General features: G+C 42.0%; 10 protein-coding genes and 1 pseudogene. All 11 read right to left on the minus strand.

The window, feature by feature from the left end:
- Positions 1–70: 70 nt before the first annotated feature.
- Complete coding sequence (locus DYD21_RS08155; protein WP_116035094.1) at positions 71–1,363, minus strand: ferric reductase-like transmembrane domain-containing protein; 1,293 nt, start codon at positions 1,361–1,363, stop codon at positions 71–73.
- Between the two features lie 204 nt (positions 1,364–1,567).
- A complete protein-coding gene (locus DYD21_RS08160) occupies positions 1,568–3,055 on the minus strand; it encodes a serine hydrolase (RefSeq protein WP_116035096.1) in 1,488 nt (495 codons plus the stop codon).
- 27 nt (positions 3,056–3,082) lie between these two features.
- Entirely contained in the window at positions 3,083–4,267 is a 1,185-nt protein-coding gene (locus DYD21_RS08165; protein ID WP_158551454.1) for a BamA/TamA family outer membrane protein, read from the minus strand.
- 12 nt (positions 4,268–4,279) lie between these two features.
- On the minus strand, positions 4,280–5,254 hold the full coding sequence (locus tag DYD21_RS08170; protein WP_158551455.1) for an alpha/beta fold hydrolase: 975 nt from the start codon (positions 5,252–5,254) through the stop codon (positions 4,280–4,282).
- Between the two features lies 1 nt (position 5,255).
- The gene (locus tag DYD21_RS08175; protein WP_158551456.1) at positions 5,256–6,287 is read right to left on the minus strand and encodes an alpha/beta fold hydrolase; all 1,032 of its coding nucleotides are present in this window, start codon (positions 6,285–6,287) and stop codon (positions 5,256–5,258) included.
- 363 nt (positions 6,288–6,650) lie between these two features.
- On the minus strand, positions 6,651–8,810 hold the full coding sequence (locus DYD21_RS08185; protein ID WP_158551457.1) for a patatin-like phospholipase family protein: 2,160 nt from the start codon (positions 8,808–8,810) through the stop codon (positions 6,651–6,653).
- A 2,378-nt stretch (positions 8,811–11,188) separates the two neighbouring features.
- Positions 11,189–11,536: pseudogene (locus DYD21_RS21480) on the minus strand (carboxypeptidase-like regulatory domain-containing protein); the annotation flags it as partial.
- A gap of 374 nt (positions 11,537–11,910) precedes the next feature.
- Entirely contained in the window at positions 11,911–12,357 is a 447-nt protein-coding gene (locus DYD21_RS08195; RefSeq protein WP_116035113.1) for a hypothetical protein, read from the minus strand.
- A 96-nt stretch (positions 12,358–12,453) separates the two neighbouring features.
- The gene (locus tag DYD21_RS08200; protein ID WP_116035116.1) at positions 12,454–12,912 is read right to left on the minus strand and encodes a hypothetical protein; all 459 of its coding nucleotides are present in this window, start codon (positions 12,910–12,912) and stop codon (positions 12,454–12,456) included.
- Positions 12,913–12,984: 72 nt separating this feature from the next.
- A complete protein-coding gene (locus DYD21_RS08205) occupies positions 12,985–14,844 on the minus strand; it encodes a serine hydrolase (RefSeq protein WP_116035118.1) in 1,860 nt (619 codons plus the stop codon).
- 199 nt (positions 14,845–15,043) lie between these two features.
- Entirely contained in the window at positions 15,044–15,454 is a 411-nt protein-coding gene (locus tag DYD21_RS08210) for a DUF6567 family protein (RefSeq protein WP_116035121.1), read from the minus strand.
- Between the last annotated feature and the right edge of the window lie 144 nt (positions 15,455–15,598).

The following is a 15,598-nucleotide window of genomic DNA, read 5'->3' on the forward strand; positions in this document are numbered from 1 at the left end:
TTCTCCGAAATTTGATTTATTTCTCTATCCATTGTCTTTTTCCGGCATTTTTTCGGTGGCATACTTTTAATCAGGAAAAATCGAAATCCTCAAAATGAATGGATTTTTTTGGTACACCCAGTTTTGTTAATTCCGGCAACAAAGATTTTCGCATCTCCTTAGGGCCGCAAATATAAACATCCTTATCACTGATGCCGTGGATATCCCCGGGAACAAAAAATCCTTCAACATCAGCTCTGATCAGATTCACTCTGAAAGATTCCATCTGAATTTCCAATTCCTTGAAAATATGAAGATGAGTCGCTTCTTTTTCGGTATTAACACAGTAATAAAGATTGATATTTAAATCAGTTCTATTCTTTCGTTTCAGATCATTGGCCCAGCTTATAAAAGGAGCAATACCCACACCACCGCCAATCCAAACCTGGTTCCGTATTCCACGGCGATAATCAAATCGTCCGTAAGGGCCTTCCAGCAGAGCTGTTGCGCCGGTTTTCAATTCACTGTAAAGCTGTTTTGTGTAATCGCCCAGTGATTTCACCATTATGGTTATTTCACCATCTTTTGTCATATCGCAGACCGTATAAGGATGTGATTCACGAGAAATACCTGATAAACGAAAACTAAAAAAATAGAACTGACCCGGTATAAAGCTAAGTACTTCATCCATCGGTTTTAACACGATCTCAATTACTTTGTCGTTCAGGCGGTCGACTTTAACCACCTGGAAACGATATTTTGTCACAACGAAATCAAAAAGTATCGACTTATAGACCCATGCTGCTATGCCTGCTATAGAAAAAGCCGAAAGGTAGATCATCAATGCGGGATTGCTACTAAATGAAAGGTCAAGGTAATAGATATGTGCCACCCCAAGAATAAAAAAGATCCCCATCAACTTGTGTGATATTTTCCATTTATCGTATGGGAGACGAATCACGAGTGTGAAAATCATCAATAGAATAAGACCCCACAATGCCCAGCTGCCAATGTTGATTTCAAACTGCCTGTGAACGGGAAAAAGGTACCATAATAACCGCCCGGTATCCTCGGGTATCCAACGTAAAGCCAGCATTATGGGATGTATTAAGAGGAGCAACAAGGCGGCTTTACCCATCGTGTGATGTACATGATACATCTTATCGAGCCCACCAAAGTAATCCTCCAGCCATTTAAATCGTGCTGACAACACGAAAGTCAGAGCGAAGAGTGCAAATCCGGCTAATGCCGCAACCTGACTTCCGTAAACATAGAAAGGTTTCAGATTATGTCGTATGGTTGTTTCAGGAAAAGAGATCAACCAAAGGGGGATGACTGTAAATACAGCTCCCCAACAGATCCATGAACCAAGTTTATTTTTCATCTTTTTTAGGAGTCAGATTGATTTTCTAATATTAGAATGTATACGAAAAATATTTTCCCATATTCAGCCAGAAACTTCATATTGATCGCTGAATACTAAAATATTGTTAAATAGTTTTACTGTTTTAGGAAATATCATTGTGAAAAATTTACCATAACCCTGAAAGTATCAGGTTGTAATACTCATTTAGTATCATTCATTTTTTTAAGTCTTTGGCAGGGTATTGTCGACCCTGGTGATCAAAGCTGATATCAACATCACCACAGCAAAAATTAATATAGCTGACAAAAACCATCCTGATGCTCCCGGAAAGACTGATGTAATTATCAGGTACTCACGAGTAAGACTCCAGATTAAAACAGAAATTAAAATTAAAAATAGACCAAGTTGTACGAATTGAACTCCAGAATAATTCTTAATCTGTACATCAAACTTTCGCTTTCCTTGCATTGAATCCCCAATAATCCTGATCATCTGCCAAAGTGAAACAGCCAGAATCAACCCAATCAGCATCCAAAGACCTGTAATCGCTTTTGTAATAATCCCCATCCCCACAGAACCAAAACCATTCCATTCCGCCCAGTCACTCAGGATGTGTGATATCAGCGGCCAGCTTCTTGAACTGTTTGTCAGGATTACGATGCCGTCTCCGGTTTCCGGAACGAGATGGAAATGAGTCATCCATCCATTTCCCTGCCCGCCGCTGAAAACGGCTCTCTGACCATTGGGCAGTGTTTCGATAAAATGTCCAAGCCCATAATGTTCCGAAACAAGCGCGTAGATATCTGAAACTTCAATCACCGTAGAATTGAGTTCTCTGATGCTATCTTCCGACAGTATGTTCTCACCTGAATAAAATTCATTTACCATACCTGTTTCCACAAAGCGGGCGATATCTACTGCACTGGCAAAAAGTCCGCCGGCTCCTTTTTCCGAATAGACGTAGACCTGAATCGGTTCACCTTTAAGGTTGTGACCATTGGGTACAGGTGTGATGAAATCCTCGCTCCATTCGAAACTTGCATGTACCATCTCCAGAGGAATCAAAATTTCTTCCTCCATAAATTCTGAGAAATCCTTTCCCGTAACATCTTCAATAAGCAGTTCCAGAAGATGAAAGCCAACATTTGAATAGTTGAATTTGCTGCCGGGCTCACGTTCAAAACGAACTTCTCTGGAGAGGCTTTCTCTTAATGATGGTTTTTCTTCATCCGGTGCATATTCCAGTCCGATTGTTCCCAAAGAAAGTCCTGAACTGTGGCAGAGCAGGTGCCGGATTGTAACTCTTTCAATGTCATATTCGGATTCAGGAAACTCCCAGCTTTTAAGGTGTATATAAACCGGGTCATCCAATCCGATTTTTTCCATTTCCACAAGCTTCATCACACCCCGGGCAGTCACTGATTTAGAGATCGATTCCACTCGGCATACCGTTTCTGCAGTCATACGAATTTGTTTTCCAAGATCTGCAAAACCATATGCATCAGACCAGCTTATCTCTCCATTATTTATCAGGGCGATGGATACACCGGGAACTTCATACCTATCCATCCAGATGGGAATACTTTGATCCAGCTGTTCCCTGAAATCATCTTCTGAAAGAGACGTCTCATGATTATTAAAATCACAGCTTATTATCATTACTAAAAGTAAAAAGAAAGCAGCTAAATGAATGTCTTTAAGTTTTTTCATATCTGTGCTTTTAATGTCTCAAAGTAATCAAAATGCCTCCCCAAACTGGATGTAGAATCCGCTGGTACCTCTGCCAATCCCATAGTCAATCCGAATATTTGTAGGGTCATGCTTGTTGATATTGAATCGCAGACCGGCTCCAGCACTCCACTTTGGTGTTGACAAATTGAAATCTTCATATCGGTGCCAAACCTCTCCCAGCGCCCCAAAAACCGTAAACCCAAATCTGCCTTTAACTGCCTGACGCAATTCGGATTGAAATTGTGCCGCATTATAATCACGGTATCTTCCCCTGTGGTAACCTCTTCCGATTCTGTCACCGCCCAGTTCCGACATACCAAGAACCGGCGGGTTTCCGGAAACTGTTCTGTAGAGTCCCTGAAACGCCAAAACGGATCTGCCATTTTGGTTTAAGTCAACATATTTCCTGGCATCTAACAGATAGGATGTATGGGGGGCAGTACTGCCGAGAAACGAAGAGTTAACCAAAAATGAAAACTGAACATAGTGATTTTCGGTGGGTGTCATATTGCTGTTCCGCAGATCCCAGCGACCCATCCAGCCAACTCCTGATGATGTGTGTCCATCCGCACCCTGAACATCCGGAGCCGGTATTTCATTACCTTCCTGATCTTCGAACGTTAGGTTATAAACTTTGCTCCATCGAACAAATGGCCCCGTAAACAGGCCCGGGCTAACTTTTTTCAAAACGGTTTGTTCAAGATTAATCTCAGTGAAAAGTATTGTACTCTCATCACTATTCCTGGTATTTGGGCCGATCCCCCAATAGCTGTCCGGGAAGTAGTTTGCAAAATAGTTTCCGTTCAACACCCATCTATCTCCCGGAAAGTTGATATCCGATAACAACCCCAGCAAAATCTGCTTTTTTGTTGTGTAGATTCCCGAAAAAAGTAGACTCGAAGAGCGAGTATCCGTACCGGAACCTGATAATTTGAATTGCGGAACCACAACGGCACCAAACATGAACCCGGTTTCCGGTGTTGAGCCAAGTGCCGGCAGAAACAGAATTTTATTCTTGTAGAGAGAATCGGGTTCTGAGAAGCGATCCTGTGCGGAGCTGCTGATCGGGAAAAATACATTAGCAAGACTCAGTAAACTGATTGAACAGATCATCACTCTCATGGTTAATCTCCAATCGTTTCGTACTTTATTTTTATTTATCAAGCGGCTAAACCGTTCCGGATTTCCCATAAACCTTTCCATTTATTCTATTGAAATATTCATGCTTTCTTCGGGAGCAATAATATGGTTATATACGGCCGGTCTGATCGCCTCCTGCTCAACAGCCATAAGAATATGACCGCCAGACTCATAACTCATCAACATAGATCCCGCAATGGCAGAAGCCGTAAATTCGGCATTGTGATAGAGCTGCAGCAGATCATCTTTTGCATGGATAATAAGGGTCGGTGCCTTGATGGAAGCAATCCGGCCGCCCGGCAGCGTGGCTTCGTTATCAAAGGCAGCCCCTGTTGATCGCGGCGCAGCAGGATTCATAGAGTCGATAAAGTATTCCACCATCTCAAACTGCCCGGGAGTGAGCCCGGCAACGACTTCTTCATCTACTCCAAGTATCCCCATAAACTGTTTTTTGAACAGTTTTGATATTGCCCAGTAAGGAAAATTGTAGGTGAAAATCACCTTCAGAGCATTGCCCTTTTTGTTTGCCCCGGCCTGAAACTCAGATTCTGAAGCTGCCACCCCACACGAGATGCAGGTCAGGGATGATACCCGTTCAGGATAGTTTACAGCAAAAAGCAGCGCCGAAGGACCGCCCTGAGACATGGCTACAACGGCAGCTTTTTCAACCTCCAAATGATCGAGCAGATAGGCATACGCATCGGCCTGGTCATCCCACGTGGCATTTTCCGGAAGTGAAGATCCCAGGTATCCAAAACGGGATGGGATGATCCAGCGAAACTGATCATCCAGTACCGTCTCTGCAATTAGTTCACCCTGATCGAATCCGCCGCCGGCTCCGTGAACGACCAGAACGGGATCACCGGAGACGTTTCCACCTTCCATGTATTCGATATTGCCAAAGGGCGAGGAGATTACGGAGCTCTTTCCGCTGATCCGTTCATATGCCCGGTTCATACTCATCAGGTATGCAACAAAGATCCAGAGTATCAAAATCACACATATGCCTGTTATCCACCATAGAATGACTTTTGCCATTTTATTTCTCCTCCCCATTAAATACCGACTGTTTAATCCTGATCACTTCCCTGTTAAACCGCTCCGGATCTCCCATAAACGGGGCATGTGCCGCTCCTTCAAACACAAATAACGTTTTCCCTTCTGGGGCATCCACAAATTGATAAAACTCTTCGACCAATTTGGCGGGAGTGTTGTAGTCGTTTTCGCCCACAATAAACCATACCGGCACACCGATGGAGGGAACATCCCTGAAAAGGTCAAAATCGCGTAACTCTTGCCACATCGGCCCGCTGCCGCGATTTGCCCCGCGAAGCCATTTTACATAATCACCGATCGTATATTCAATAGCTCCGAATGATATCCAGGCCAGCCGTCCCATTCCGACATCCATGCTGCCACCAAAAGCATCCTTCATTTTTGCGAATGTCACATAGCGATCATGTTCATCGTATAGAGGCGGCCCAAGGTCGTCAAACTTTCTCATTTGCCGGCTTGATCCACGTTCTTCCACCTGCTTACTCAGCCACTCATAAGAAATTTCTTCGGCCCGTTGTGGATGCACAACCTGGGCAACCGAAATAAACCCAAGGTAGTCGTCCGGGTAACGCTGAACGGTAAGTATTCCCAGCTGGGTACCCCATGAGTGACCAAGCAGGAAGATTTTCTCCTGATCAAAGCGCTCTTTCAGATAGGCCGTCAATTCATGAGTATCTTCGATGAAGCGGTTCAGAGACATCGAGTTTTCATCGAATCCTCTGTGGTTCGACTTGCCCGCTCCGCGCTGATCCCAGTGCACCACCACAAACTCTTTTTCCAGATCACGATTGAACGCCCGATGAACCGGCATCTGTGCTGCGCCCGGCCCGCCATGCAGCCAGAGCAGAATTGGGTTTGATCTGTCTTCTCCGCGAATCATGATCCATTGATCCATCCCTCCGATTTCAATTGCAATTAGATCTGAAATGGCGTTCGGCTCATTGATGTCCGAAGTTCTTGCAAAACAGCCTGTTATCATAAAAGACACTGCAATTATGAACAGGAAATGATTCATGACTTTCATAACCGGATTCAGCAATTTTGTTGTTGAATAATTTGATTAACTATATGTAATCAATGAACTACCTCGGGGCAGAGCCCGCGAGGTATCAAATTGGGTCCCATACCTTTTTGGTCGATATGGAGTTTATTCTGGAGTGTCCCCCTTTGAAGGGGGCAATGGGGGATGACCTACTGAGCTTCACAACAAGAAATGGACACTTCCAAACTCAGGAAGTCATCCCCCTGCTCACTCCGTTCGCTTCCCCCTTCAAAGGGGGACTTTCATCCTTTCCGACCCTGAGGGTCGGGGGATTAAACCACTTATGATTGAGCTTATTTAATCGTGTTTTCCATAAACATTAACCTTTGGACCATCCTAAAATCTGAATCCCACATGAAGTTCGGTGTGGAAGTTGTAGAATCTTGAGCGTGAGAGAATTAATTCAATAGGGCCCAGCAACGTAAGTGTCCCGAGACTTAATGAAAAAGAGAAATCAATGTCGTTTTGATTCAGATCGGTGTCCCAGTTATTTAAAAACCTCCCCCCAAACGCATCCAGACCTATAAACCAGTGATAAAACGGCTCAATCTGGATGCCGGTTGAAACCACCTGTGCATTTCTTGAAGAAAGCTGGTACCTGTCTGCACCACCGAAACGAAGAACATCCAGAAAGGGATCATGACGGTTTGGTGAAATCCAGTACCCCCAGGGCAGTTCACTGCCGGTAGAATAACCCAGCCAGATCGAATTTCGAAAAGTCAGCCCGCTGCTTATTGATGTATTGATCTGGTAGTTGAAACTTGTTGAAGAAAAATCAATGGGGCTGAAAATTACCTGATCACTTACAAAGCTTTGGAATTTTAACTTTCTTCCTCCTACCGGAAATGATTTACGATTCAGCTTATCTCTCATGTACCTGACAAAAAGCGCATGATAATCACGATCTGTTGAGCGTATCTGATCCTGATTGATCTGGTTACTCTGCTGGGTGAAACCTTTACGTACACCAAAAGCGATTAAATTATTTGTGCTGAAATAGTTTCCCCAGGAGAGTTCTCCCCTCAGAATCGTGTTATCGTGTCTCGACACAATATCATTGCCTGCATACCACTCAACCACTTCATTCTCAAATTCAAACGCGCTTAAAAATGCACTTCTGGAACCCATTATACTGAAATATGTGTGTTCCACTCTGAAGTTAAGTTGTTCACCTAACCTTGCTTCAAATTGCGTGAGTGATCCGCTATGAATTAAATTCTGAAAGCTTGCATTCAATAAAATCGAAGCTTTGGTTTTATTTTCATATCGTGCACCTAATCTGAACTTGTTTTCCAGGTCTTCAATGACCCTAATATGTAATACAAATTCGCCCCCAATATCTTCAACTCTGTAGTGAACATTTTTGATGAACGTAGAACTGTATAACTGGCTGATGCTCTCTTCAATGATATCAGGGTCAAGTTTTGATCCCGGAACGAAGCCCAAAAGATTTATTAACACAGCATCTTCATAGATTGTGTTTCCCTCAATTACGATCTGACTGATCAGCAGAGGTTCCGGTGGGCCTGCCCCGGGTCTGTAAGCCGGACTGGTATTCTGCATTTCGGCTATTTCCCTGAACGCTTCAAGATGTTGCTGACCGATATGACGCCCAATTTTAAGCAGTGTATCCGCTCTCCCGAAATCAGCAGCTGTAAAATCCTCCAGACCTGTAACCTCTACAAAATAGTCAGCCAGATCTTGCTGACGCTCCACATTTTCATTTATTCTGAACGAGACGGTTTGATTGAGAATTGATGTGAGGGAATTGAGCCTTGACCGGTCCTCCAGCTTTGAACCGACATATACTGCAATTGTATAATTTGCGCCCATATCAAGAGCATCCTGTACCGGTAAATTTCTTATTAAACCTCCATCAACATAAATTCTGTCTTCGATTTCAATGGGTGTAAATATGGATGGAATAGAGATACTTGCCCTCAAAGCGTCCGGTAAATAACCGCTTCTGAGGACTGCGTCATTACCGGTTTCAAGATCCGTTGCCACGGCAGTAAACGGAACCGGCAGATCATCAAAATCTCTGATATGCCCCATATTCCATGAAAGACGTGATAGTAGTGTGTAAATGTTCTGACCTGAAATCACTCCCGATGGCAAACTGATTCCCCTGCCACTGATTGGAATTGACAAAAGTGCCCTTTCGTCCGATAATTTTTCGTAGTTCGAAATATAGACCCGCCTTCTTCTGTCGAGAAACAGTTCATTGAAATTGTTTGACTCCACGATTTCCCTCAATTGCTCTGTAGTGTATCCCATAGCATAAAGCCCTCCAACAAGTGCCCCCATGCTTGTACCCGAAATGTAGTCAATACGGATCCCGGCTTCTTCAATGGCTTCAATTACGCCGATATGTGCGATTCCTTTCGCTCCCCCACCTGAGAGAACCAACCCAATTCTGAGAGAATCATTAATTGCTGACTGATTCGGGAAAGCATGTGTGTCGATATTATTTGCTATTAAAAAAAGTGTGCACATAAGAGAGCAGTAAAATGGTTTGTATAAACTCTCCAATCGATTCATGTCTTTTCTGATTATTCAGAGTATCTGAAATAGAGTTGTGCTAAACCCTGATTACTCAGGTTTCAAAAGTTTAAGAACTCATTCAGAATTACTATGGTTTGGTTAGCCGATGGAAAGGCACCTAAAATTGAACAACCAACAAGTAGTAATGCATCAAATAGTAGAAGCAAAGTAGACCTTCCCATGGCAATCTACAGTTATATTACAGTGATCTAATTACTGAAAAATATTTGGAAAAGAAGCTTTAAGAAATAAGGGAAAACCTGAATCATTAGTAGGTTTTTACCCTACATGAGAGAGGTAATAATTTAGCGATTTTAAGGGGTCAATTAGAACTCAATTTTATATCCCAGTGATGGAATAGGTAGCCTCATCTTGTCAACGATTACCTCCTTTGTCATAAAATCATAGAATGGATCTGAATAATCAGGTTGCAGTAAGGCATTTTTTACCATTAATGACCATACACCACTCCTGTTAGTTTTATTAATCCGATAGTTGATTGTAAAATCAACTCCTGTTGATGCGGGAAACTGACTGGCAAATGCTTTCGAGTTGTCGGGGATATACATTTGCGCTTCTATCGATTCGTCATAAAGAGCTGGTGTGTAGCGCAAACCACCCATATAGGTCAATTTTGTACTGAAACTTAGAATATTTTGGCCTCTTACCATCCATTCTTTTCCCACAAGCAGATTTGCAACATGACCTCTGTTGAAACGGGTATTGTATTCAATTCCATCACCGCCTACATACTTTGAATCAAAAATTGATGCTGTAACCAAGTAAAAATATCCATCTTTGAGAAATCGTTCTGCGGTTACATCAATTCCGTAATTAGTACCGGTACCTCTGCTTTCTAATGGTTGGTTGATTGCCCAGTTGGAAGTAAGATTTATTATAGAAAAAGAATGGTTTGGATAAACCGGGATATCCTGCAAAATCTGATAATATGGTTCTATAATAACTCGCATTACATCGCTCACTTTTCGGTTATATCCCAGAACGAAATGATGCGATTTCATAAAATCCAGATGTTTATTTGGTGTTTCAATAGTGCCGTTACGGGTAGTTTGTGAATAATAAGTGCGCAATTCTTCCATTTGGGCATGCAATCCGTAGGCGAAACTTAATTCGTCATTTGGTGAGACGTTCCATCGTATACCCGCACGAGGTTCAAATGTCATTTTGTCATTCACGTCGAGATACATGGAATGAAATCCAACGTTTGTTGACAGGTTTGGCAACAGGCTAAATCTAACCTGAGTAAAAGATTGCGTAGAGAATCCAGTACCACTGTTATATACAAATGTTGTCATCTCCTCAGGGTTATCTCTAAACGCCAATTGCATGTGATTGTCAAAAAATAACCTGTTCAGGGTTATTCCGGTTAGTGAACTAACCCTGCTGCTATGCCTGTGAAATATTGTGGATCTGGCTGAAAATTTCCCTTCTGTACTTCTGATATTATCAGTAGGAAGCAACCTTCTGTCAAAAGTATATTCTTCTTTGTCCATTCCATATCTCATTCCATCTGCGCTTAGTGTTGAGTGGATGAATGTATTGGTACCTATTGTGATTCGGTGTGAAAGTCCTATCGCTCCAAAACGATTGTAATAATCCTGACCCGTTCGATCATAATCGGTTTCCCATTTCAGTGTATCCGATTCAGCTGTTTTTGTATTTATGTCATGAGCACCCAGTCCCCAGAAAGAGAAAGTTCCCGCATTTTCTGTTGGGAAGTTCAGCATATAACTTACATCCTGAAATTTTGGTATGTTTGGAAAGTTCGTCAAAGTACCGATAAGCCCGAGGGTCGAATAACGGTAGTTGAACAGATAGGTTGATGATTTCTCTGCCACTATAGGCCCTTCAGCCGACAAATCCATCCCGATCAAACTAATTCCGGCTGTATATTCACGCCTTTCAGCATTTCCTGTCCGCATTTTTATATCAAACACACCTGAGCTGGCATTGCCGTATTCGGCGGGAAATGCACCTGTATAAAAATCAGAATTTTGTAACATCTGGTTACTTAAAACCGTGAAACCTCCACCTCCAATAAAATCGACATTGGGAAAATGAAAGGCTGCCGGAATATCAACCCCTTCAAATCGCCACAATACACCCCTGGGAGAGTTCCCTCTTATGATAATGGCATTGTTTGTTGTTTGAGTTGTGGTTACACCGGCAAAAGCTGATGCCAAACGTGCGGGATCATCTAATCCACCAGCATAACGGTTGGTTTCTTCAACACTAAACGTACGGGCACTCAATGTTGCCATCGTATTTAAAGGCCGGTCTTTGTTTGTATTGGCAGTGACTACTACTCCTTCCAGTTCCAGAGTAGTTCCCTGCAGTTCGATTGACAATACAACCTCTTTTCCTGATCCAACCAGTATTTCAGAAACTATAAATGGTTCATAACCAAAATAACTAACCTTAAAATTATGCCTGCCAACAGGTACCCTTTCCAAACGAAAAATTCCATCAGCGTTTGTAGCTGTTCCCATCAAAGGTTCACTGCCTTCTACCGTAATGGCTGCACCAATAAGAGGTGATTTCGAATTGGCATCTACGATTGTACCCCTTACCGTTTGTGTTAATGGACTTTGAGAGTGAACATAACACGATGTAAAAACCATCAGAGTAGCTAAAGTGAATATTCTTATTATCCCCATCACGTTCTCCAGTGAAATAACAGTTTATTATTACTGAATAATATTTGGGAAAAAAGTTTGGAGAAATAGGGTAAAACCCAAATTTTTAGTAAGATTTTATACTACACCAGTGACGTTATGCGATTGTAATCGGTAGAAGTTTTATTCAATTATTTGGTAAGCCGCTATCTTTTCATTTCTTATTCCCATTTGGACATCTATAACTATATTATTTCCGAATTATGGCCGATTGAGAATACTTCAACTATCAATACAACACATCGATTTTTATCTTTATAAATAAGACATTAATAATAGAACTCAGGTTATCATGAAACTGAATTCAGTTGATTCCTTTTACATATCTGATGTTCGGTTCAATGTATTTTTAATTCCTACTCCATCCAGAAAAGGTCCCGTTTTATCCACAAATAGGCGGTTGAGAAGAGGGCAAAAAATGCAAAAAACAGGAAAAAGAAAGTGCCTGTTGTAAACATCGTGTGGAAGTCCCTGACAAAAGTAACGGTCATTGAATAAAACCAAATGGAATTGGCCATAAGCGCAGCTGTCCAACCCCATGATTTCATCTTCCATAAACCAATTACACTTGCCAAAAGTAAAATATTCGACCAAATAGCATCGGCAACAGTAAATCCATGTACTATCCCTATATAGGCTCTTTCCCAATAGGAGTTCATACTATCGACAGAAGGAATCTTACCTGTCAGATGAAAGTATATCCAGATCCCTAATGTTGTAATCCATCCAATCGAATTTACAATAACGATGACGCTCACAAGTGGGGGCCGTACTACGGATATTTCACTGTTTTTATTATTCATCCATGTTCTATTTATGAATGATCAGTTATGGTTCTATCAATCAAAATTTGAGCATTCAACTCTCCCGAAAGCTCAATAAACATTATGGCGAATCCATTATTCAGACTTCTTAAGAAGTGTTTTCCATCGCCTCTGACGATGGCGATAAAACAGATGTGCAAAAACGAAAATGACCGGAGTCAGAATTCCGGCTTTAATCTCAATTTCATCCGTGTATTGAACTTTTCTATCACCGGACTGATGAAATGTTATCGTATGGTTCCATACGCGTGCTAGCCTGCCCTTTTCCCTACTCTCTATTCTGTTACTTCGCTTGTCAACTTTTACTAACCGGATACAATGCCTGCCCAGTGGAATGAGTCCGAACAGAAAGAGCTTCAGATGATAGTCCCGGTTTATTTTCCAGGATTCGTTAAACGCATCACTCTCAGTGGGAATGAATTTTAACACCGGAGATGATACAAACTCCAAGGACTTCGGCTTTTCAATTTTTTTCCATAATTCAGCTTCACTACACGTGAAATGTGTCGAAATGCGTGCTATCATTTTTTTCATTTTATGATCTTTGCGCCATATTTAGATTCTGATCATCCGAGAGGATTATAGTTCATGATTCATACCATTACCTCAATTAATCCACGTTACAAGAGGAATTAACCCGTAGCTGAATAGTATGATCAATAAAATTATCCAGGCACCATAAGTCCCATATATTATCCAACGTCCCTTCAGTGAGAAGAGAGTAGAATTCCTAAACGTGCTGATCAATCCCAGAAGAATCATAATGGGCAATAGGCCACTGCTTATGGCTATAAGTCCCGTAGTAGCATTCATAGACGCAATAACATGAAGATCCTGAAGCTGCATGGATAGGTACATTGTTATCAACAGTACAAATCCTGCGAGAACCTGATAGATAAATGCCCCGGTATGCAAAAACCCTCTCTCTTTTCTGCGTATCAGTTTATAAGAATATATGCCGATTGAACCGATTAAAGCGACAAAAATCCACAGTAAACTGACTGCAAAAAGTATCGTTTTCCACATGACCTGCAAAAAGCCACCGCGTTCATAATACCAATCCAGCCCGCGATGACTTGATGAGAGTACGGTTTTATCACCATATTTTCCCAGCCACATCGACGGCAACGGTTCATCAACTAACCGGAAATAATTATCGCCTTCGTGAGAAATCGTTTTACTAATCCCGGTCAGAGTTGAAAGCCTGAGAGTATCACCATCCAGGTAAATCTTCATCGGATTGAATAGTTCATCAACGATCTTCAACAACTCAATTCGATAACTTCCTTTTGTGTACCAGCCGGTAAGCTCTTCAGGAAATTCATAGAGTTGATAGGGAGGCAATGATTCCTTATCAGGTAATAAGTAGTCATAAAAAAGGGTGTTGATCTCCCTGTAGGCGTCCATCGACATGTGCGTCAGTGTGTAATAGAATCCGACACCTGCTTCTTCAAAATAATTGTAGTTGGAAAAGTAATGATCAAGCCCTCCCGTGTGTCCCAGCCCACGGTTCCCGTTGGCAAAAATCGTAATTTTACCGAGGCCGTACCCCACCATTCGCTCGTCGGCACCGATTATGCTTAATGGTCGTTCCATTTTCCTGAACAGCTCTTCACTGATGAGAGGTTCACCATTTATGACCGTTTTATTGAGCATCCACTGCACAAATTTTCCCATATCCTCCGGTGTGGTGTGCAGATATCCTGCAGGATGTTCCATAAGCGGGAACGGAGTCTGAAGATTCCCGTTTCCATCATAAGAGTAGGCCAGATGTGCATGGTCACGGCCCCGGAAGTCGCTGTTCACCATTCCCACCGGATCCAGAATGATCTGGTTAAGATAATCTTCATACGGCATTCCGGTTGTTTTCTCAATAATAAGTCCGAGCAGGGTGTATCCGCAGTTTGAATAAGCGTGACGCGTTCCCGGTTCCCAGCGGGATATCCAGTATTCAGGGTGCCGTTGCACAATTTCGTCCAGCGGCGGGATATAGGTATCAACATCCACTGCATATTCTTTCAGATAGATATCCCTGAATCCGGCGGTATGTTCGAGAAGGTGCTTAAGCAGAACAGGTGATTGGGATTCCCACCTGTTTTTGATATCGAGTTCAGGAACCAGTTCACTCAACGGATCATCCAGTGAAAGCAATGCCTCTTCCACCAGGCTCAAAATACCAAGTGCAATAAAAGATTTAGTCACTGACCCAACTCTGTAGACGGTTTGTGGGCCGGCAGGCAATTCCATTTCAACGTTTGCAAATCCAACTGCACCCGATTTCAGAATACCATCGGAAGTTACAACGCTATAACCAATGGACGGAATATTGTAAGCGGTTGAAATGGAGTCAAGTTTTGCTTCAATTCGAATCAACTCCTGTTCAGAAACCTGTGCCGAAATTTGTTCAATTTCTACTATGAGAACAACAGGAAAAAGAATAAAAAAGTGAATAAATTGATTATTCATTAAACCCCTACAAGTTTAGTTTTGAAACGGCAGCGAATGCTCAGTACCCCTTGTGAGTCAAAGAAGCTCGATTCTAAAACTTAACTGTAATAATATTTCAAAGTGTTCATCTAGCCATTCAAAGAAAATTATTACAATACTGTAAAATCAGTCAGCATTTTTCTGTCTACTCCAATTTCAGATATATTAAATTGGATTATTATTCAAATTCGATTATATCCGCTCTTACAGTTAACCGTACTTTTGAATATACGATCAAGTTCAGGATATCTGTGTCATACCTAACATTGGCCAGTGCCAGTCTTTGGTTTGCAGCTGATCCATTTTCTGATTCATAATTCAACCAGAGATTTTCCAGCGCATCCGCATACATCTGGCCGCTGCCCGCCACCCGTGCTAAGGCAAATGATGTAGCCGTAAACCCTGTCGAATAACTCAATCCGAACACATAGGCTGACTCCGATTCACCGGTAACATTCGTTGCGGCTATTGAATAGTTGCCTTCGTTGAGGTTCACAATGGTTTGATTGGCGGATAAAAAAGCTCCTGAATTAGAACATCCCGTTAACATAACAGCCGCGAACAGTACGATAATATTTAACTTCTTCATGATATTCCCCCCGTTTATTATTGAATGTAAATAGTTACTGCAATTTATCTCTCTGTGTACAATGAATGTGTAATGAAATCACTATTCTGTATGACAGGAATTGTTGAAATACAGGCTGATTGAATCAAATATTTTTGGTTCTAC

It is taken from the genome of Rhodohalobacter sp. SW132, from assembly GCF_003390325.1.
Classification (GTDB): domain Bacteria; phylum Bacteroidota; class Rhodothermia; order Balneolales; family Balneolaceae; genus SW132.